This is a genomic window from Shewanella sp. MTB7 (assembly GCF_027571385.1).
Taxonomy (GTDB): Bacteria; Pseudomonadota; Gammaproteobacteria; order Enterobacterales; family Shewanellaceae; genus Shewanella.
Genome location: NZ_CP085636.1, coordinates 2,117,493 through 2,139,930, shown reverse-complemented (window position 1 = coordinate 2,139,930; position 22,438 = coordinate 2,117,493). Strand labels below are relative to the sequence as shown.

Annotated in this window: 18 protein-coding genes; 16 read left to right on the top strand and 2 right to left on the bottom strand. The window is 42.4% G+C overall.

Annotation, left to right across the window (positions count from 1 at the left end; genetic code table 11):
• Window positions 1–224 precede the first annotated feature (224 nt).
• Window positions 225–1,046, bottom strand: coding sequence for an HNH endonuclease signature motif containing protein (locus HWQ47_RS09040; protein ID WP_269970811.1), 822 nt, complete (start codon window positions 1,044–1,046; stop codon window positions 225–227).
• A gap of 712 nt (window positions 1,047–1,758) precedes the next feature.
• On the opposite strand from HWQ47_RS09040, the gene HWQ47_RS09035 reads away from it, so the two are divergent.
• The 13 genes from HWQ47_RS09035 (at window position 1,759) to HWQ47_RS08975 (ending at window position 14,927) form a co-directional block, all read left to right on the top strand.
• On the top strand, window positions 1,759–2,949 hold the full coding sequence (locus HWQ47_RS09035) for a UDP-N-acetylglucosamine 4,6-dehydratase (protein ID WP_269970810.1): 1,191 nt from the start codon (window positions 1,759–1,761) through the stop codon (window positions 2,947–2,949).
• Window positions 2,950–2,978: 29 nt separating this feature from the next.
• Entirely contained in the window at window positions 2,979–4,136 is a 1,158-nt protein-coding gene (locus tag HWQ47_RS09030) for a LegC family aminotransferase (protein WP_269970809.1), read from the top strand.
• Window positions 4,129–5,292: a UDP-N-acetylglucosamine 2-epimerase gene (gene neuC / locus HWQ47_RS09025; RefSeq protein ID WP_269970808.1), complete on the top strand. Its 1,164-nt coding sequence runs from the start codon at window positions 4,129–4,131 to the stop codon at window positions 5,290–5,292. The genes HWQ47_RS09030 and neuC overlap by 8 nt, the downstream gene beginning before the upstream one ends.
• Before the next feature lies 1 nt (window position 5,293).
• On the top strand, window positions 5,294–6,367 hold the full coding sequence (neuB, locus tag HWQ47_RS09020) for an N-acetylneuraminate synthase (protein WP_269970807.1): 1,074 nt from the start codon (window positions 5,294–5,296) through the stop codon (window positions 6,365–6,367).
• Window positions 6,360–6,998 (top strand): acetyltransferase, encoded by a 639-nt coding sequence (locus HWQ47_RS09015; RefSeq protein WP_269970806.1) that lies wholly within the window; start codon window positions 6,360–6,362, stop codon window positions 6,996–6,998. The genes neuB and HWQ47_RS09015 overlap by 8 nt, the downstream gene beginning before the upstream one ends.
• 1 nt (window position 6,999) lies before the next feature.
• Window positions 7,000–8,058: a nucleotidyltransferase family protein gene (locus tag HWQ47_RS09010; RefSeq protein WP_269970805.1), complete on the top strand. Its 1,059-nt coding sequence runs from the start codon at window positions 7,000–7,002 to the stop codon at window positions 8,056–8,058.
• Window positions 8,055–9,035, top strand: a complete 981-nt coding sequence (locus HWQ47_RS09005) for a Gfo/Idh/MocA family protein (RefSeq protein WP_269970804.1) — start codon at window positions 8,055–8,057, stop codon at window positions 9,033–9,035. Before HWQ47_RS09010 ends, HWQ47_RS09005 begins: the two co-directional genes overlap by 4 nt.
• A complete protein-coding gene (locus HWQ47_RS09000) occupies window positions 9,032–9,730 on the top strand; it encodes an acylneuraminate cytidylyltransferase family protein (protein WP_269970803.1) in 699 nt (232 codons plus the stop codon). Before HWQ47_RS09005 ends, HWQ47_RS09000 begins: the two co-directional genes overlap by 4 nt.
• Entirely contained in the window at window positions 9,724–10,482 is a 759-nt protein-coding gene (locus HWQ47_RS08995; protein ID WP_269970802.1) for an oxidoreductase, read from the top strand. Before HWQ47_RS09000 ends, HWQ47_RS08995 begins: the two co-directional genes overlap by 7 nt.
• Window positions 10,483–10,485: 3 nt before the next feature.
• A complete protein-coding gene (locus HWQ47_RS08990) occupies window positions 10,486–11,025 on the top strand; it encodes an acyltransferase (protein WP_269970801.1) in 540 nt (179 codons plus the stop codon).
• A gap of 127 nt (window positions 11,026–11,152) precedes the next feature.
• A complete protein-coding gene (locus tag HWQ47_RS08985) occupies window positions 11,153–13,648 on the top strand; it encodes a 6-hydroxymethylpterin diphosphokinase MptE-like protein (protein WP_269970800.1) in 2,496 nt (831 codons plus the stop codon).
• Between the two features lie 172 nt (window positions 13,649–13,820).
• Entirely contained in the window at window positions 13,821–14,300 is a 480-nt protein-coding gene (locus HWQ47_RS08980) for a DUF2947 domain-containing protein (RefSeq protein WP_269970799.1), read from the top strand.
• A gap of 57 nt (window positions 14,301–14,357) precedes the next feature.
• Window positions 14,358–14,927 (top strand): chalcone isomerase family protein, encoded by a 570-nt coding sequence (locus tag HWQ47_RS08975; protein ID WP_269971708.1) that lies wholly within the window; start codon window positions 14,358–14,360, stop codon window positions 14,925–14,927.
• Between the two features lie 62 nt (window positions 14,928–14,989).
• On the opposite strand, the gene HWQ47_RS08970 is transcribed toward HWQ47_RS08975, so the two are convergent.
• On the bottom strand, window positions 14,990–15,619 hold the full coding sequence (locus HWQ47_RS08970; RefSeq protein WP_269970798.1) for a TetR/AcrR family transcriptional regulator: 630 nt from the start codon (window positions 15,617–15,619) through the stop codon (window positions 14,990–14,992).
• A 147-nt stretch (window positions 15,620–15,766) separates the two neighbouring features.
• Here HWQ47_RS08970 and HWQ47_RS08965 point away from each other — a divergent pair, with 147 nt between their 5' ends.
• From HWQ47_RS08965 to HWQ47_RS08955, 3 genes are all read left to right on the top strand, one after another.
• Complete coding sequence (locus tag HWQ47_RS08965) at window positions 15,767–16,900, top strand: efflux RND transporter periplasmic adaptor subunit (protein ID WP_269970797.1); 1,134 nt, start codon at window positions 15,767–15,769, stop codon at window positions 16,898–16,900.
• 79 nt (window positions 16,901–16,979) lie between these two features.
• A complete protein-coding gene (locus HWQ47_RS08960; protein ID WP_269970796.1) occupies window positions 16,980–20,048 on the top strand; it encodes an efflux RND transporter permease subunit in 3,069 nt (1,022 codons plus the stop codon).
• 229 nt (window positions 20,049–20,277) lie between these two features.
• A complete protein-coding gene (locus tag HWQ47_RS08955) occupies window positions 20,278–22,281 on the top strand; it encodes a methyl-accepting chemotaxis protein (RefSeq protein ID WP_269970795.1) in 2,004 nt (667 codons plus the stop codon).
• Window positions 22,282–22,438 lie beyond the last annotated feature (157 nt).

Sequence of the window (22,438 nt, the reverse complement as noted above, 5' to 3'; positions counted from 1 at the left end):
TAGGCATAAATTTCACAGAATTAGTTACAAGATCGAATCTCATAGATATTGACAGTGATATTGGCTTCTCAGCCTATCGACAAAAGACTATCAACAAAAGCAGGGGAATGTACGTCTAGAAATGAAAATGACACTCGGAATCTAGGATATTAGAGCAGAAAAACAGACAACAATTAAGAGTAATTATTGTCTATTACAATGACTATTTTCTGAAGCTTATGGGCCTAGGCCACATTAATATCATTTAGCTGGTTAAAAATCTTTTCGTGATGGAATAGATATTCTTCAAACTTTTCAAAGTCTGCTTTATTCATTCTGCCCGTCGCAAGTGCGTCACCACCATTGACTCCCAATTGAGCCATGAGTGTTTTGTCTAGATCATCGGCCAATTTCAATCTGAATTCACGACCCACTTTTTTAAAGGTGACTCGATGTTTATCAAACAGTCCAGCGACATGAGCACACAATAAAATACCATTAGCACCATCCAATCGCTCAACGCTGTTTTCACAATTTCGCCATGTTTTGATGTGTGAAGCAATCAGCATTTCTTTAACTGGCGTGAGCGTTAATGCACAGGTTTCACTGCCCCATACTCTGATAACTTCTTGGCGAAATTTACCTTGGCCTATGCGAGCATTTATCTCATGTCGCTTTTCAGAGTCAGATAAAGGGGTGGCTAACACATCAAGGATATCTTCACTGGCCTCACCATCATTAATCACATCACTACGCTTCATACAAAGAGAGAGTAGACTTTCAAACTTAACACTCTCTTCTATCTCTTCTGCCGTGATCTTTACAGAGTTATGTTCATACTTAAGTTGTTTTCCCATAGAGTTACCAAGGCTACATCCTGGATTTCTCTTGTCATGGTCAAAGTGTGGTCGCTGCCCATCTTTGCCCTCTTTCATCAACTTAACGGAGGCATGGCACTCTGGACATCTACGTATAACACCATCAACTCCTTGAAGTGACTCAACAGGTATTAAACGCCATTCACCACAAATAAGTGCTTCACAAAAAGAGTTTGTCAGCTTTAACATATCATTCCTTATAATTTTAGTTTTACTTAAATCCTAGTAAATTGTTCTCGCTTTCATCCTTCGAGAGCAACGGTATCTCGACTCATTGTTCAAATCTGTAACTGCTCCACTCTACTTGGCTTCTTAAATCTCAATCCCAAGCAAATGAGTCACTGTCATTTCCGACTCAACCCCACCAGCTAAACCTCAGCAACTCGACATCTAAACGGGCTCTTGTTTAAATATCAGTCTAACGAATACTCATTGAAGTTTCATAGCAAAACACATCAAGCGAGGATGAGCGATCAACAATCTTGTCATCACTTCATACTGTATATGATTTAATGACAATTTATCTTCATTTTTCAAATTATTAATCTGCAAACACTCTTAATAAAGCGCCAATTTATTGTCAAAGGCATCTCTGTTTATTCCTAAATGGTGTCTTCGGCCTTGAACATCTGGCTCATTCATCCAAAACGTGATCTATCAAGGTTGTATCTCTAAATAAAACATACTTTTTACTCAATAGTTCACTTTATTTACCTCAATCTGTCGCGATATCGAACTCTGCTTTAACTATAAAGCTTGATTTGGTTCATTTTTTGCATTAATTCTCGGTGTATTAAAAATATTTTCAGTAGAAAATAAGATAGACTTTAGTTATCACTAAATTCACTGGTGATAGCTGACTTAACTTATAAATTGAATACATCAAACCACTGGTAGCACAATGACAAACACCTTAACCTTGATTGGAAGAGATAAAGCTCTTTTTTCATCAGATATTGGCCAACATGAGACTCAGTTAATCAATGAGGTTAGCCAGTCTCGCTTTCTCGTTCTCGGTGGTGCAGGCTCCATTGGTCAGGCTGTCGTGAAAGAGATTTTTAAGCGTGTTCCATTGAAGTTGCATGTCGTCGATATCAGTGAGAATAACTTAGCTGAGCTAGTCAGAGATGTACGCAGTTCTTTTGGTTATATCAAAGGAGGTTTTCAAACCTTCACGCTAGATATTGACTCCGTAGAATATGACGCATTTATTAATCAAGATGGCCAATATGATTACGTACTCAATCTGTCAGCACTCAAACATGTAAGAAGCGAGAAAGACCCTTTCACTTTGATGCGCATGATAAATGTCAATATTTTCAACACAGATAAGACGATTGAACAATCGATAGCATGCGGCGTGAGGAAGTACTTTTGCGTGTCCACTGATAAAGCCGCAAATCCAGTGAATATGATGGGGGCATCTAAACGTATTATGGAGATGTTCCTGATGCGCCGCAGTCAGGAAATAACGATATCAACCGCACGTTTTGCCAATGTCGCATTCTCTGATGGTTCGTTGTTGCACAGTTTTAATCAGCGCATGCTAAAACATCAACCCATCGTCGCGCCAACAGATATTAAGCGTTATTTTGTTACTGCTCAAGAATCTGGTGAACTCTGTTTAATGTCTTGTATTTTCGGCGAGAATAGGGACATCTTCTTTCCTAAACTGGATCCATCTCTTCATCTTATATCCTTTGCTGACATCGCTATTAGGTATCTTAAATCTCGTGGCTATGAAGCCTATATTTGCCGTAGTGAAGCGGAGGCTAGGCAACTCGCTGCCATTCTTCCAGCTAAAGGCCTTTGGCCATGTTACTTCACTGTAAGTGATACTACTGGTGAGAAAGACATTGAGGAGTTTTTTACCGAACAAGAAACCCTCGATATGGCTAAATTTTCTGAGCTCGGCATCATCAAGAATAAGCTCGAATATGATCCAAAACTAATCGAGTTATTCGAACAGGAAGTCCAATCGATGAAATCGAAAAAATCATGGAGTAAAGAGCAATTAGTCCAGCTTTTTCATCTTATGCTGCCTGAATTCGGACATAAAGAAACTGGAAGATCTCTCGATGATAAAATGTAAACAAACCACGCTGAAAGGACTTATTTTCAATGTCGTCATTAGTTAAGTTTATTCGAGAAACCTATCAAACCAATGCGTTTATTCCTTTGCATGCTCCTACGTTTGAAGGTAACGAACAGGCTTATGTTGCAGAAACAATAGCCAGTACTTTTGTGTCAAGTGTTGGTAAGTTTGTCACTGATTTCGAGCAAAAAATTGAAGCCTTTACTCAGTCTCCTAAAGCCATTGCTACTTCGAGTGGCTCCAGCGCATTGCATACTGCTTTGTATCTGGCTGGAGTAACCCATGGCGATTTGGTGATCACTCAAGCCCTGACATTTGTGGCCACCTGCAATACTTTATATCACATGGGCGCAGCGCCTATTTTTGTCGATATTTCAACGGTAAGCTTAGGGTTAAGCCCACAAGCCGTACAAGACTATTTAGAAGAGCATGGCATTCTCAATGAAAATGGCTTATGTGTTCACAAGGAGACAGGCCAAATTATTAGAGCTGTGATGCCTATGCATACCTTTGGTCATCCTGTTGAATTAGATGAGTTGGTGCTCATTTGTCAGCAATGGAATCTCATTTTAATTGAAGATGCGGCCGAAAGCTTAGGCTCTCGGTATAAAGACAAGCACACTGGTACGTTAGGTGAATTCGCCGCGCTTAGTTTCAATGGCAATAAGATCATCACCACAGGTGGTGGTGGGATGGTACTGACCAATAACCAGGAAGGTGGAATACGAGCCAAACACATAACAACAACCGCAAAGGTGCCACACCCTTACGAGTTTTATCATGATGAACCCGGTTTTAATTACCGAATGCCTAACTTAAATGCAGCGCTTGGCTGTGCCCAAATGGAAAGCCTGCCTCGATTTATCGAACAAAAACGCGCACTGGCAAAACACTACCAAGCTTTTTTTGATGACAGCGATCTGCAATTTGTTCTAGAACCCCCTTATGCCAAATCGAACTATTGGCTCAATGCAGTTATTTGTCCTAATACTTATCGTCGTGACGAGCTGCTTAAGTCAACCAATGAGAGTGGTGTGATGACTCGACCGGTCTGGCAACTGATGCATCGTCTTCCCATGTTTAAAGATGCTCTTCGAGGTCCACTTCAGCACTCAGAGTTAGTGGAATCTTGCCTGATTAACCTGCCAAGCTCTCCTACGACAATAGGATTAACTCATGCCTAAAAAAATTGCTGTGTTCACCGGCACCAGAGCCGATTATGGTTTACTTTATTGGTTAATATCAGATATTCAAACCTCAAAAGAGCTCACTCTTCAACTTATTGTTTCCGGTAGCCACCTATCTCCAGAGTTTGGTAATACCTTTGAACAAATAGAGAAAGATGGATTTTACATTGATGAAAAAATTGAGATGTTACTTTCTTCAGACTCTGCAGTTGGCACAGCCAAAAGCATGGGTTTAGGCATTATTGGTTACTCTGAAGCACTTGATAAACTGAAACCTGATGTGTTGGTCATATTGGGTGATCGGTTTGAGGCGTTGGCTGTAGCGCAAACGGCAACGATTCTCGGCATTGCAATATTACATATTCACGGTGGTGAAATTACCGAAGGTGCTTATGATGATGCAATACGACATGCGATAACCAAACTAAGTCAAATTCACTGCACATCAACCGAAACATACCGACAACGTGTAATTCAGATGGGTGAACACCCATGTAGAGTCCACAATGTTGGTGCAATAGGCTTAGACCATATCAACCGCAGTCAGTTGATGAGTTTAGAAGCGTTATCTACATCGCTAGATTACTCATTAACTAAACCCTACTTTGTTGTGACTTACCACCCAGTTACCTTATCTAAGGAACCAGCGCAGGAGACGTTTAGCGCGTTATTGGATGCGCTAACGCAATTTCCCTCGCACCAAGTTATTTTAACTTATCCCAATGCAGATAATGGTGGACGCGGGCTGATCTCACAACTGCAAGCCTATGCTGCACAGTCAAATGGTCGTGTACTTGCCATCCCCTCTCTCGGGCAGACTCGTTATCTTAGCGCAGTCAAACATGCAGCAGCTGTAATTGGTAACTCATCAAGTGGTGTTATTGAAGTCCCTGCTTTTAACGTGGCTACTGTCGATATTGGTGATCGTCAAAAAGGCCGGCTTGCTGCAAGTAGCGTCATTAATACCAAGCCAATATTCAATGCAATAGTCAATGCGATAACGCAAGCCATTGACATGACTGAAGAGCTAAAAGTATCCCCTGTGAGTAACCCTTATGGGCAAGGACTTGCCAGCCATGACATTAGAAACATATTAGTAAGCATGGATACTGATCCCATAAAGACTTTTTATGATATTGAGGTAGGACAATAATATGACCTTGATCATTGCCGAAGCTGGCGTTAATCATAATGGCGATGAAAAGTTAGCCATCGAACTCATCAATGTCGCGCATAAAGCAGGAGCAGATGCCGTTAAATTTCAAACTTTTAATGCTAAAAGTTTAGTGACAGCCACAGCAGAGCAAGCTGAATATCAGATTAGTAATACAAAAAAAGTTGAATCTCAGCTGACAATGTTAAGCCGCTTGGAGCTGTCCTATGAGACTCATCAACGCCTGATAGAGTATTGCCAAATGCTTGGTATACAGTTTCTCTCTACGGCATTTGACACTGAAAGTTTAGATTTCTTAGTTAACACACTTCAACTTAAGAGATTAAAAATTGCCTCGGGTGAAATCACCAATGCCCCCTTTATACTTGAGCATGCACGTACAGGTTGCGATCTCATTTTATCTACAGGGATGTCGACCTTAGCCGAGATAGAGTCAGCACTAGGGGTTATTGCATTCGGCCTGACAACACCAAGCGACACCGAACCAAATATAGATGCTTTCTCAGCGGCTTATATAACTGATAAGGGGCAAAAAGCACTGAAAGAAAAGGTGACATTATTACATTGTACGACTGAATATCCCGCGCCGTTTAATGAGATAAACCTCAAAGCAATGGATACCTTAGCGTCGGTTTTTTCACTACCAGTAGGTTACTCTGACCACAGTCAAGGGATCACGATACCCATCGCCGCTACGGCTCGTGGAGCCAGCATTATTGAAAAGCACTTTACCTTAAACAAAAAAATGCCAGGCCCCGATCATAAAGCGTCTCTGGAGCCTGATGAGCTAACGGCCATGGTTGCTGCAATTCGTACTGTTGAACTTGCCATGGGAAATGGCGTTAAGACCCCCCAAGCCAGTGAGTTTAAAAATATTAGCGTTGCCAGAAAAAGCTTAGTTACGGCGAAAGCGATTAAAAAAGGCGACCGTTTCTCTACCGACAACTTATCGGTAAAGCGACCAGGTACAGGCTCAAGCCCTTATCAATATTGGCAACGACTCGGCACTCAAGCAGGTAAAGACTACGCTGCTGGGGAGGTGATTTATGATTAAGCCTATCATTATGATCGGCTCAGGAGGTCATGCTAGTGTTCTCACCGATATTTTATTGCAAAACACGCATACTATTTTAGCCGTGATCAGCCCAGACAAAGGCACCAGCTCAGTCTTTAATCACATACAACATTTTGATTCTGATGATGATATTTTACAATTCTCTCAGAATGAGGTTAAATTAGTTAATGGCTTAGGCTCATTGCCTAGACAAGGTTTACGTCATGAGATTTTTAACTATTTTACTCAATTAAACTTTCAATTTGAAACGGTGATATCCCAAAATGCAATGTTATCGCCCTATTCCACGATTGGGGTTGGCTCGCAAATTTTAACCGGTGCGATCATACAAACTGGTGCTGTGATTGGCGCGAGTACCATCGTTAATTCAGGTGCCATTGTTGAACATGATTGTCATATCGGTATGCATTGCCACATTGCTCCAGGAGCGACTATTTGTGGAAACGTCCACATTGGTGAGCATACCCATATAGCGACTGGCGCTAATGTGATTCAAGGTGTCTCGATTGGAAAACACTGCATTGTTGCCGCTGGCGCTACAGTGACCAAAGATATGCCTGATAATTCCATTGCTTATGGTTACCGAAGTAAGATAGAGAAAAGGTCATAGAATGAATAAAGTATTGAGCAAAGTAACAATATCGCCAGAAAAGACACTTCGTGATGCGCTTCAATTAATCAATGCTCAAGCGCTTCAAGTCGCTTTAGTGACTGATGATGATCACCGTCTTCTTGGCATCATCACTGATGGCGATATTCGTCGTGGACTACTCAATAATTTATCTCTCGATGCGCTTGTTACTCAAGTGATGAATACCCAACCTAGAATAGCATCGCCGTCAACGTCGAAGAAGAAGCTGCTTCAGCTTATGCAACAGCACAGTATTCTATCAATCCCATTGGTTAAGAATGATATTCTTGTTGGATTAGAGACCTTAAAAAGTGCACAGCAGCAATCTCATTATGCGAATCCGGTACTTATTATGGCTGGCGGTTTTGGTACGCGCCTAAAGCCTCTTACGGATAGATGTCCTAAACCTATGCTCAAGGTTGGAAATAAGCCACTACTCGAGATTGCACTGTCCAACTTTATCCAAGCAGGCTTCACCAATTTCTATATTTCCACTCATTATATGCCTGAACAAATTAAACAGCACTTTGACGATGGTAGTCAGTGGGGCATAAACATCACTTACGTTCATGAGGAGACGCCTTTAGGAACAGGGGGGGCCGTCGGCCTACTACCTAAGAATATCCCTCAATTGCCCACGATTGTCATGAATGGTGACATTTTAACCAAAGTCGATTTTCAACTTCTGCTTAAATTCCACGATGAAAACAATGCCGACGCCACTATGTGTGTCCGAGAATATGACTACCAAATTCCCTATGGCGTGATCAGTGGTGAAGGGAGTCGCATAACAGATATGGTCGAGAAGCCTATACAACGATTTTTTATCAATGCGGGTATCTATGTTATCAACCAAGACATTGTTAAAAGTGTTACTGCTAACAGCTATATTGATATGCCAACACTGCTTGAACAGAAAATCGCAGAAAAGGGAGAGGTACTGATGTTTCCTATCCATGAATACTGGCTCGATATTGGCCGCATGGGCGACTTTCAACAAGCTCAAGTTGATATTTGTGCACTTGGCTTTGATCAATGAAAATTATTGCAGTAATTGGTCTAGGCAATATCGCTAGGCGTCATAGACAAAACCTGAAATTGCTTTTTCCAACGGCGAAGGTTATTGCTCTTTCTGCCAGTGGCAGAATAGTAAATGAACCGATAGAGTTTGCCGATCTTCAACTCTCTAATATTGAAACGCTCATCGATAACAAGCCGGAACTGGTGATTGTAGCCTCACCAAGCCCATATCATGAGACCCATGCCAGTATGTTAATTCAACATAACATTCCGGTTCTGATTGAAAAACCGCTGACATCCGAACTAGAGAGCGCCAATCGCCTTTTAGCACTATCTCAAACACACTCAGGGCAGATTATGGTCGGATATTGCTTGCGGTACCTCAGCTCTGCCATTGAGGTTAAGCGATTATTATCTGAAGACTTTATTGGTGAGCTATATAACTGCCAGGCTAGTGTTGGACAATACTTACCCGATTGGCGGCCGAATAAGCATTACACTCATTCAGTCTCTGCTAATAAGTCGCTTGGTGGCGGTGCTCTACTCGAATTAAGCCATGAGCTGGATTACTTACACTGGTTACTTGGCCCTTTGGAACTCAACTATGCACAACTTAGAAACACCAAAGAGTTAGGATTAGACATTGAAGAGATTGCCGACCTAATATTAACTAATCACAAAGGATGCCTTTGCTCGCTTCACATGGATTTTATCCAGAAGCAAGCACAACGAGAGTGTACTTTTATCGGCTCAAAAGGTCGGCTACATTGGGACTTATTAGCCAATACAGTCACTCACCACAGTCATGAAGGCACACAGCTACTGTACTCAGCGCCTGAATGGGATAAGAACCAAATGTACATCAATATGCTCACTGACTTTATCAACAATATTAAACGCGGTGAGTGTACAACGACATCCTTAGAAGATGCGAGTCAGACCGTAAGCTTGATTGCTCAAATTAAGCAGCAGGCGACATGGGGAGTCACCCAATGAAAAAATACGCCTTTATTTTTGCCCGCGGAGGGTCAAAAGGACTTCCAAGAAAGAACATCAAACATTTACTCGGCAAGCCACTTATCGTTTATTCCATCGAAACGGCGCTCAATGTCACCGACATAGATAGGGTGTTTATTTCGACGGATGATCATGAAATTGCCAGCATTGGTTTAGCAGCTGGAGCAGAGGTGATACCGAGACCAGAGCATTTGGCTGGCGATAGTTCACCAGAATGGCTTTCCTGGCAGCACGCAGTGAACTGGGTAACGAGTAAATATGGTGAATTTGAACAATTTATTAGCTTGCCCGCCACCAGCCCATTAAGAAGTGTTGAAGATGTTAAGTCAGCCATGCATAAACTTCATATAAGTCGTGCCGATATTTGTATTACGACAACTCCATCTAATCGTAGCCCCTACTTTAATATGATCAAAGAGACCGAGTCAGGCTTTATTGAACTTGTTAATAATGAAGGTAACGCTGTATTTCGTCGACAAGATGTGCCTCAAGTTTACGATATTACGACGGTAGTTTATGTCTCAACACCGCACTATATTCTTAATGAAACTGGTCTTTTCGCAGGAAACGTGACTCATACTATAATACCTAAAGAGAGAGCCGTAGATATCGACGATATCTACGATTTCAAATTAGCTGAAGCTATTTTAAGCTGTAAAGGACAAGTATGCTAAAGGGTAAAACAATCCTAATTACGGGAGCTGGAGGTTTACTTGGCTCCCAACTGACAAGCTCTCTTGTAACCCAAGGCGCAAAGGTGATAGCAACTGACATTTCAATGTCATCAGTGGCAGGTAAATTAGCTGAGTTATTGGAGACTGAAAGTGAATGCTTGAGCCTAGTCGAACTAGACTCTACAGATGAACTGGCAATGAAAGAGTTCTTTTCGTCTCAGGCTGAGATTGATGGAGCAGTGAACTGCACTTACCCCAGAAACAAGCAGTACGGAACCGCATTTTTAGACGTATCATTGGACAGTTTCAATGAAAATATCTCTTTGCATCTGGGTTCATCATTTCTGTTTATGCAACAATGTGCAGCACAATTTATCAAGCAACAAACCCCTATGTCCGTCGTTAACATTTCATCTATTTACGGGGTTGTTGCACCTAAATTTGCCATCTATGATGGCACGCCAATGACCATGCCTGTCGAGTATGCCGCCATCAAATCAGCCCTGCTTCATCTCAATAAATATGTGGCAGCCTTCGTTAAAGACAGTCGATTTAGAGTCAATAGTATCAGTCCAGGAGGCATTTTCGATAATCAACCTGAAGAGTTCCTAGCCGCCTATAAAAATGAAACTCACGGCCATGGTATGCTTTCACCAAAGGATCTGACCGGTTCAATTACCTTTCTACTTTCAGATCAATCGACATACATCACAGGTCAAAACTTAATCATTGATGATGGGTTTACGGTATAAACTATGATCAAAAAAATTAACTACTGGCTACAGGTAAAGCGTATAGGGCCTGACATCCCTCTTACTCATCTTTTACTGCACTCTAAACGGCTTGGTACTTGGTTGTGTCGAAAAAAATTTGCTAAATTTGGCCACAATAGTGCGATGAGACCCGGAAGCTATGCCATCTGTTGTGACCATATCAGTATCGGCAACGAGGTCGTACTCAGACCTGGCACTATGTTGTTTGGATCCGAACATGGACCCAAGTCGGTCAACATCACCATCGAGGATTATGTCTTAATCGGTTCTGGCGTCCACATCTATACTGCTAACCATGAATTTAGTGATCCCCAGCAACCTATCTTCTCCCAAGGACATAAACCCATTCAGCCAGTAATCATCTCCACCGGAGCCTGGATCGGTGCAAATGCCATTATCCTACCTGGTGTTACTGTTGGCCAAAACAGTGTCGTTGGTGCTGGTAGTGTCGTCACTAAAGATGTTCCTCCTTTCACCGTTGTCGCAGGCCAACCAGCACGGATAATAAAACAGCTTAAGTGATTTATATCCACCTTTTTTCACTTTGAAAAGCTGGCATGAAAATAGCTTGACTAGATAATAATTTGTGTTTCTAAACACCATTCAAGCCACTTTATTGACGTGACTATTAGAATTCAATGAGGACCAAATGTATTTAGCTGAATCCAACATACAAAGCACTTTCTCAATCAGCCCATTTAATGAATACTATCTCCCTAGTATTAACCGAAATATGTTTGAATCCATTGATTCAAAAACTCAATACAACAAGAAATTTAAACGTGACTTTGCTAAAGAAGATATGTTGCAAGTCATCGTTGGATTAGACTCAGGTTTACTGGTTAACTATTTACTGGAACAAGGTATAGCGAAAGGCAGTATCTATATCTTTATTGAGTTAGATACCGTACTCAATTTACTGAATATTGATATACCCAAAGAATTAGCTGATAAATTGTTTATTTATAGTGTTGAGGAATTTCAGGCTGAGTTTCCATCAACAACGTATGCCATATACATACTTAAAAATAACTTCAAACATCATCGAAGTTTAGCTGCAACCTCCAGTCACCTTCCAGAATACAGCATACTTAACACTCAAATCGTTAAAATGTTAGAGGCGGAACATTTAGAACAGATACAAAACTCGTCCCAGAAAAAATACTTTCAACAGCAATTTAAAAATGTTTCTGAGAATATGTTGCCAGCTTCACTACTCGGTAACAAGTTTAACGGGAAAAGCTGCCTCATTGTTGCGGGCGGCCCATCGTTAGATGACAATATTGATTGGATAAAAAGCAACCGAGAAAAGCTATTTATTATTGCTGTCTCGCGAATAGCGGGAAAACTAGCGCATGAAGGCATTACACCTCACATCATCGTCTCGGTAGATCCTTATGATTTCAGCTTTGAAGTCAATAGAGACATGATGTCACTTGCGACCTCCAGCTTATTTGTCAATTCATTCCACGTCAGTTCAAGACTGTTAGGGCAATGGGAAGGCAAAACGCTATTTATGGACTGTCAGTATCCTTGGCAACTGGAGAGCACGGGCAATATCAATACATTAGGGCCTACGGTGACGAATGCTTCAGTCCATTTAGCGACTAAAATGGGATTTTCTCGCATCATATTAACGGGGGTTGACCTCTGTTTCACCGACGATGGTTTTACCCACACCAAAGGTTCTGTTGAATCTAACATTGGCCCTAACTTAGGGATAATGGGGGAGTGGGTAGATACCTATGGTGATAAGAAAGCTGAAACCGTGATTCAACTAAAACTTGCCATGCAAGCCTTAGCTGCAGAAGCATCAGTCAACCCAGAAATCGAATTCCTCAATTTGTCTGTCAATGCAGCTAAAGTTGACGGTATAGCTCATAAACGCATTGAGCAAATTCAACTGACTCCCACCGACTGCTCTCCGTCGCAATTGCTCAATTTGATCCCCGACTTAACCATTGAAGACAAAAAGAAAAATAACTTAACGTCTAAAAAAGAGTTCAACCGATTAGCTGATACCCTAAAAGACATCATCAAGTTATCTGACAAAGCATTACGTTTAAGTAAACAACTGAAAGATGATAAGTCACCAACGGGTATGACACAGAAATATTCGATTGATATTGGTGTTATTGATAAAAAAATCAATCACAAATATTCAAGTGTTGCTAAATTGATTAAAACCTATGGTTTAGCTGAGTTTACGGATTTTCTGACGACCAAAAAAACTGATGATTGGGATGAAACTCATGTTCACCAGATGACTCATGATTATTATCAAGCCTATTTAGTGGTCGCTAAACAACTATTAGAACTTGTTAATGACACTCAAATAAGATTGACCCATAGGGTCAATGAGCTTTCCTTAGAAAGTAATCTATTTGCACTCACAGAGTTTTGGAGAAAAGAACAGCAACATGGTCGAGTTAATATCTGGCTTTCACATCACACGAACTGGCAGATGAATGGTTGCTTTAAGGACCGACCTGAGCTCATAAATACATATGAACAGCAGCTAAATGTCATTAAAGGTGAGTATCTAGAACAGCTCGCTATCACACCAAAAGAATATATAGATACAGTCAAAGAGTCTGCGTCTATGCAAAATGTATTTGAAAAAATAATCGTGCTAATTAGGGATAATGATCATCACGGTTTGCTTAAAATGACAAGAAACCTTAAAACACTTGCTGAAAACGACGATGAGGCCAAACGGTTATATCACCTGACTTACTGTCATCAGCTACAGCTAGAGCAGAAAGACAGTGAAGCATTACAAACCTTATTAGCGTTAGATGAGGCCTTACAATCTGAAGTAGAGTTAAAACAGATCAGTCTCTTAGCGCTAAAAACGAGCAACATCGACGTTGCTGAATTCGCTCTCGCTCAGCTATCTACGTATTCTGATGAGTATATACCGCAACATGCGCACATATTGAAGCTGCAAGGGAAATTTCAAGAGTCAGTGACCGCTTACTTAGACTATTTAGACAAGAATTCAGAAGATGTAACGACTTGGCTTAAACTAGGTTTATTTATGATTGAAGTTAATGAGCTAGAGAGTGCGAAGACCGCTTTTCAACATGCTTTACAAACCGATCCAAATAATCAAGTCGCACAAGATCACCTTAAACAGTTATAAAATTGCGTCAAATTAACATTAAGCATCATTGCTAATGGTTCACCCAATAAAAGCCAGTACTGCTCTGGCTTTTATTTCCAAAAGAACAACAAGCCAGTATAATGCAGACCACTATACTGCAAGCCTTGTCAGCTTGTACTTTTAAACACTTCAATTGTCCCGGAGACCCCGCTTGTCACATACTTATATCCCACTTGAGCAGTACAAACGTAAATGGATTTTTAACCATAAAGATCTGCCTGTTACTGATGAAGATAAAGCGTTTATCAAGCCACTGGATCAGAAAAGCTCCATGGAAGTTTGGAACAAATGGATAAGCAATAAAAGTAGTCACTCTGAACGGTTCGCTAAAGGCGATTGGGCTGCAAAAGGAGATGCTTGGAAAGAAACCGATCATTGGCAGAGTGCTTGGGATAGTGAAGATCCTGCATTGCCTGAAATGTTCGCCGATTTTTTTGACTGGAAAGATGAAGCCACTGTTTATTTTTGTTATGAGAAATATCAGGTTATCGAAACTCGATGGGATGTGTTCGTTCGTAACTGGAAGAACTTCCTATTTTTCGATGATGGCCCTTTGTTGATTTCACCTAAACAGAAGCAAGCCGCATTTATACATCAAAATGGCCAGTATCAATTAGGCAACCGAGGCTAAGCTCGTCGCTCATGCACTATGATGAACTCCCCAATTAAAACCATAAGAGGTTAAATGATGTCCCTCACTCGAACGATAACAAGGTTCGCACTGACCAGTACCCTACTCTTCGGTACCCAAGTTCAAGCAATGGAAGTTTCTGGGGTTGAAATCCCGAAGCAGATAATGCTAGCTCAAACAGAGTTACAGCTTAATGGCGCTGGTGTACGCAGCAAATTTTTTATCGATCTGTATGTTGGCAGTTTATATCTAACATCAGCCGATTCCGATGTGACTAGTATTCTCAACGCAGATAATTCTGCCGTTCGCCTCAATATCACGTCAGGCATGATCACCGCTGACAAGATGCGTGATGCCATTAATGAGGGCTTTGAAGATGCAACCAAAGGACAAACAGCTGCTATCCAACAAAAGATAGACACCTTCATGGCACTCTTTAGTGAAGAGATTAAAGAAGGTGACCAATTTACCTTCGCCACCAGCAAGTCGTCAGGCGTGACCGCCTATAAGAATGGCGTTATCCAAGCGACCATCAAAGGTGAAATATTCAGACAAGCCTTGTTGAACATCTGGCTAGGCGATGAGCCCGCTCAAACGAGCTTAAAAGAAGCCATGTTGGGTCTATAATTAACATAGAAAGAGCAGCGAAACATACGTTTTGTTGCTCAAATAATTATCCATAACCACGACTAAAAATTCGTGATTTTATACGCCCTTAAAAACATATCGACGCACTCTTGTATATATTCCCCACGGCCCTCAATAAGATCTTCAACCTCTAACCCAAGCTCCAACTTCATGCGCATTTCACCAAACATCATCAAACACAGACGCACTGCGCAACTCCTAGGGTTATCAAACTGATATATTCCACCTTGCTCAACGAGTTTCAAGTAACTTGCCATTAGCTCGAGTAGATGTTCAGGACCGGCATTAAAAAAGAGTGCCGATATATCCGGATGAGTTTCAGCTTGTGCCACACACGCAGTGAATACTTTGAGTGCTTCAGGACTGACAATCATCTCGCTAAAGTATTCACCAAAACTGGCTAACGCTTTTTCTGGCTGATGAGGATCGGAAAAAAGATCTTCTGTCAATTTGTGCACCACACATTTTGACTCGATTGATGCCACGAACAGATCGTCTTTACAGCCAAAGTGTGAATACACCGTCTGCTTCGAGACTCCAGCCTTCTTGGCTACTTCATCCATACTGGTATTGGGGAAGCCTTGTCCACAGAAAAGATCGATTGCAGCTTCAAGAATTTGTACTCGTTTTTGCTCACTGCGGCTTAAATTAACAGTTGGAACTGAAGTCATTACCCATACCTCTTATTTAACAAGGTTTTTATAGTTTGAACACATTTAATCACAAACTAGACTGGACAGTCTAGTTCTTTCAAAATAGACTAGACAGTCTAATTTAACAAATTCGTTACTTAAATCTAACCAAGGCAGTGTACTAGGATGAGCATTATAACCGATATATTCCATAACAAAATATTAGTAAGTACGTTGTTTATCGGCCTTCTAACTGCTTGCCAGGGGGAAGTGGCTAACCACAGCAACCAAATTAAGTTTCAAACTGTCACCACAGAAACCTTAACTTCCTCCGCCTCCTATCAACACGCACAAGAGTTTACCGGCACAATAAGAGCAGGAAACACCACTGGAATTGGTTTTGAACTGGCTGGAAAACTAAAAAAAATAACCGTCGACAGTGGTGATCAAGTTGAAACAGGCCAACTACTGGCACAGTTAGATACCCGTTTATTGGAAGCTGAAAGGCAAGAGATCGACGCCAGTTTAGCGCAAAACAATGCCGATCTAAATTTAGCTAAAAGTACGTTAGATCGCAGTTTGGAATTACAAAAGCAAGGTTACACTTCCGAGCAGCAACTTGATGAGCTTAAAGGCCAATTAAACAGTCTGCTTGCCGCTAAAAATAAACTTATCGCATCAAAACACGCCAACGTATTAAGAATTGAGAAATCCTCTCTTCTAGCTCCTTTTAGCGGTGTGATCAGCAAGAGAAACAGCAATCTAGGTGAAGTCGTGGCACTGGGAACCCCCATATTTACTCTAGTTCAAGACAAAAACCCCCAGGCCTTCGTCGGTGTTCCCATCAAGATTGCACAACAACTCAAGACCAAGCAACATGTGCAATTAAACGTAGGCAATCGCAATTACACAGCACAAATTGCAGGAATAGGTGCAGAAGTGAACCCTGTGACTCGCACCGTTCCACTAAGACTATCCTTGCCTATTGACGCTCAGGTCATTAATGGTGAGCTAGCCTATCTAGTCTATGAAATACAGATCCAGCAAGTTGGCTACTGGGTACCGATCTCAGCATTAACCGATGGGATCAGAGGTTTATGGAACCTCTATGTCATTACCCCAAATGACCGTTCAGATATATCTGCAGCAGAAGACACCTTCAGTGTTGAACGCAGGGATATCGAGATCCTCTATACCAAAGATGATATGGCCTATATTCAAGGGGCCTTACAAGTTAATGAGAGCTATATCAGTCAAGGGCTACATAAACTCGTTGTCGGTCAGCAAGTAAAACACAACACCAGCGTAGCGGCGAGGTAAGTAATGATTAAGGCTTTTGTTGAGTTAAAGGACAGGCTAGCTAGTGTGATATTGGCTCATACTCTAGAGGATACTGATAATGATTAAGGCTTTTGTAGAAAATGGTAGGCTAGCAAGCCTATTTATCGCCCTGCTTATTGTGGCAGGCTTTGGTGCAATATCCACTTTACCGCGCATGGAAGACCCCGATATTACCAATCGTTTCTCGTCAGTGGTCACTCAATATCCTGGTGCATCTGCTGAGCGAGTTGAAGCTTTGGTCACCGAAGTCCTTGAAAATCAACTTCGTAGACTTGAAGAGATCAAATTAGTCCAATCAACCTCCAGACCCGGTGTTTCAGTTATCCAGCTGGAACTAAAAGATGATGTCCTCGATACCGATCCTGTGTGGTCAAGAGCCAGAGATCTGATTGCTGATGCTAGGCCCTTATTGCCAAGTGCAGCACAAAGCCCCACGTTAGACGATCAGATAGGCTATGCCAGTACCGCAATCTTAGGGCTAGTGTGGAAAGGAGGCGGCGAAGTTCGTACCGATATGCTTAACCGTTACGCCAAAGAACTACAGAGTCGGTTGAGGCTTGTTAGCGGTACTGATTTTGTAAGACTCTATGGCGCACCAACCGAGGAGATCTTAGTACAACTTGATGGTAACAAGGCCAACCAACTCAAACTGACTCCAGCGGCTATCGCACAGATTTTAGAAAATGCCGACACTAAAGTGTCCGCTGGTGAAATTAACAATAATAATTTTCGAGCATTAATCGAAGTCTCCGGTGAACTGGACTCCGTCACACGAGTGCGTCAAGTTCCGTTAAAAGTCGATGAACTCGGGCAGATTATTCGTTTAGGCGATATTGCGACCATTAAAAGACAAGCTAAAACACCAGCCAACTCAATTGCGCTAATAGAGCAAGAACAAGGTGTCATGGTTGCGGCTCGTATGCTTAACAATACCCGCGTCGATCTCTGGTTAGAGAGAGTTAAAGTGTCAGTTGAAGAGCTGCAAACCAGCATCCCTGCCAATATAGAGATCCAATGGTTATTCGATCAAGAGGGCTATACCAGCGATCGCTTAGGTGGATTGATTGGTAGCCTGCTACTCGGTTTTATCATCATTTTAGTGGTGCTCATGCTGACGCTGGGACTACGTAATGCATTGATAGTCTCACTGTCACTACCATTAACCGCATTATTCACCTTAGCCTGTATGAAATACATAGGGTTACCGATCCACCAGATGTCAATCACAGGACTCGTTGTTGCACTTGGGATCATGGTCGATAATGCAATTGTTATTGTCGATGCAATCGCCCAAAGGCGTCAACAGGGTCTGTCTCGACTCGAAGCCGTCACTAAAACCTTACATCACCTTTGGCTACCTTTAGCCGGCTCAACCATCACGACCATGTTGGCATTTGCTCCTATCGTATTAATGCCTGGCGCTGCAGGGGAGTTTGTCGGTGGCATCGCCATCTCTGTGATGTTTGCCCTTGTGGGTTCTTACCTCATCTCTCACACCTTGATTGCGGGTCTTGCAGGTCGCTTTGGCTCTGACGGTACAGGGAATTGGTATCAACGTGGCATCAATCTTCCTTTGGTGAGCAAGTTGTTTAAGGCTACGTTAACCACGGCATTAAAACGCCCTATCCTCTCAGCCTTATTGATCGGGATCATTCCAGCGCTTGGCTTTATGGCTGCGGGCAAGATGACTGAACAGTTCTTTCCACCATCAGATCGGGATATGTTTCAAATAGAGGTCTATATGCCACCTCACGCGAGTGTCGACAGTACTCGCGCTTATATTGAACGTATGGATTCACATTTACGTTTATCTACAAGTATTATTCGTCTTGACTGGGTGATCGGTGGCAATACTCCCTCTTTTTACTACAACCTTTTACAACGCCAGCAAGGAGCTAGCAACTATGCTCAAGCCATGGTTAAGGTCACTGATTTTGCAACCGCAAACACCTTAATTCCACAACTCCAACAAGAACTAGATGCCCATTTCCCCGCAGCACAAATATTAGTTCGAATGCTCGAGCAAGGCCCTCCCTTTAACGCACCAGTAGAGCTCAGGGTTTTTGGTCCGAATCTGGATCAACTTAGGCTGATCGGAGATGAAGTGCGACGTATTTTGAGCAATACCCCCGATGTGATCCATACCAGAGCAACCTTAAGCGCTGGCGCGCCTAAAATTTGGTTTCAGATCAACGAAGATGCCAGCTTAATGAGTGGATTAAACCTGACTGATATCGCCAAACAGATCCAGATGGCCACCACGGGGATTAATGGAGGAAGTATACTCGAACAAACGGAGTCACTTCCTATCCGCGTCAGGCTACAGGACAGCACCCGAGAGCAGCAAACTAAGCTGTCAGAGATAAGTTTAGTCTCCCCCTCTGGTAGTGGGATCCCGCTATCGGCACTGACCAATAATCAAATCGAAGTTAGCCGTGGTGCAATCCCACGAAGAGATGGTCAAAGGGTGAATACCATAGAGGCCTATATCGTCAGTGGCGTACTCCCCCAACAAGTTCTTGACGATGCCCAAGTTCGAATAAATGAAATTTCGCTGCCAGCAGGTTACCGAATTGAAGTCGGTGGTGAGAGCGCCAAACGCAATGAAGCTGTGGGGAATTTATTGTCCAATGTGGTTCTCGTTGTCACGCTGTTGCTCGCCACAGTCGTGTTATCATTTAACTCGTTCAGATTAACGGCCATCATTCTATTTAGTGCCCTCCAATCTGCTGGGCTTGGTTTGCTCGCTGTTTTTGTATTTGGTTATCCATTTGGTTTCACTGTGATAATAGGCCTGCTTGGCTTAATGGGCTTGGCTATTAATGCTGCCATTGTCATTCTGGCCGAACTCGAAGACCAAGATGATGCCAGACAGGGAAACATACAAAGAGTGGTTGAAGTGGTTTCTAGCTGTGGCCGCCATATTGGGTCGACAACCATTACAACAATAGGGGGCTTCCTGCCGTTAATCATAGCGGGAGGGGGCTTCTGGCCACCCTTTGCGATTGCTATTGCAGGCGGAACACTGTTAACCACCTTATTATCGCTTATCTGGGTGCCAACCATGTACCAATTGCTCATGAAACCGAAAAATATCAGCTGCAACCTAACGACCAAACTGCAGTAGAATGCTTAATAGAGTCAAATGAGTCACCGTTGACCGGAGCACAGAGAATCCGTGTTCCTGTTTGTATCCCTCCCCCTCTTTCTTGCCTGATGATGAAAGTGAAGGCAGTCCACAGAAAATAAATAACCTTGTTAATTTAATTAAATAAATGCCGCTTTTAGATCTATATCAATTCATTGAAAGTTAATGTGTTTTACATTACCGCTTATCATAATAAGAGTGAGCTCCCATGAATTATAAAAACTGGCCGATTGCAAAACAGATAGGTACTTTAGCGCTAATACTCACCGTCATCATTTTTAGTGTCATAGGCTTCATAACTTACCTTACTTCATCTCAAGTATTGGAAGAGAAGGCAATCTCAGCAATGCAAACTCAGATGCAAGGCACATCAGAGCTCATTGAAGTCCAATACACAAGCTTGTTGATACTTGCCAGACGCAGTGCTGATGTATTACGTGCTATGTATCCTGGCCAGTTTAGAAAACCCAATAAAACCGTTAAGGTATTAGGCAAGATCACCCCAGCTCTCGCCCATGAAAAAGAGCAGATCAACGCTACAACAAGTAAGGTAGATCGTTTCTCCAAACTCACAGGTGGCACAGCCACACTATTTGTACGTGAAGGTGATGACTTTTTGCGGATCTCAACCTCCTTAAAGAAAGCCGACGGTAAACGCGCACTTGGAACCTATTTAGGTAAAGGACATCCAGGGTATTCAGCCCTTATAAGAGGGCAAGCTTATGAAGGCTATGCCAAATTATTTGACAGAGACTACATGACAGTTTACCGCCCTATCACCAGTGTAGGAGGTGAAGTTATTGGGGTTTTATATATAGGATTTGACATCACTGAATCCATCCGTCAGCTACAACAAACAATGAATAAGCTGACAATAGAAGAATCTGGCCATTTTCTTATCATACGTAAAAACGATCAAGCTGTTGTTGCTCATCCAGATTATGCTACTGATACTAAGATGAATATACAAAGTCTGGACGGCTTGAGTATTTCTCAAGCGCTAACCGACAAGGGAGCATGGCGCTATATCAACAACAATAATGAAGAGATGTACGCTTACACGGTTAATATACCAGGTTGGAATTGGGCCTTAATCGGCATAGCCAAAACCGCTGAGCTAAACGAAGAGAGTTTGAAACTGCTAACAATTAACAGCATTGTCAGTGTGTTAGGCATAATATCTATCACAATTCTACTCTTTATCGTCTTGGTAAGAACGCTACGACCTCTTAAAGTATTGCAACTGCAACTCGACAAATTGGGTAAAGGCGATCTCTCTCAGGATTTCAATACACCTAATGCAAACAGTAACAATGAGGTCGATAGGATCACCATAAGTACTTCTGCAATGGCACAGGGATTAAGGTTACTCATCACGGCATTGCAACAATCTGTCAGCACCTTAGAAAACCAAGCGACAAATGCACAGGAGACAGCAAAACTAAATGGCTTAGAAGCGCTCTCTTTAATGGCTCAAACCGACCAGATAGCCACCGCAATCGAAGAGATGTCCATGTCGATTAGGGACGTGGCAACTCATGCCAGTGAAGGCGCCCATAAAAGTCAGCTAGTCGATATAGCTTCTCGAGAAGGCCACAATCAATTGAACCTAGTGGTCAAAGGATTAACAGAGCTTAGTGAGCAATTAAACACCAGTCATGCCAGTGTCGAAGAAGTGACTAAAGAGAGTCAAGCTATCAGCAAAGTCACAGAGGTTATCAATGGCATTGCTGAACAAACTAATTTATTGGCACTCAATGCTGCAATCGAAGCCGCGCGCGCCGGAGAGCAAGGTCGAGGCTTTGCCGTGGTTGCCGATGAGGTGCGCACACTCGCGCAGCGGACTCAAACCTCAATCGCTGAAATTAGTAAAACCATCAACCAACTTCAGTCTCAGGTAAAGGTAACGGCCCAACAGATGGATCAAAGCCAACAGCTTGGTCAAACCTCGGCAATTCAAGGCGAGCAGGCAAGCAACCAACTGAACCAGATCACCAATAGCATCGGTGAACTTGCCATAGCATCGAGCAGTATAGCCAGTGCTACCGAACAACAGAGCGCTGTCGCTGAGGAGATCACCCGTAACCTTCATCAGATCACAGAACTTGCCAGAGAAGGAGAGCAAAGAGCTGGTGACAATGTCGAAGCAGCACAAGGACTCACAGAGTTAGCACTTGAGATTAAACAGCAGATCAGTGTGTTTAAAGCTTAGAAAAAGGCAAGGTCTCACACTGTAAAATCGCTCCATCGATTGTTGCCCGAAGTTCTCCCTCTTCGGGCAACAACACACTAATCTCCATGGTTCACCTTACGCAACTCCCTTCTATCCCCAAAACTTGTTAGTCTCAGTTATCGCTTCACAATAATTA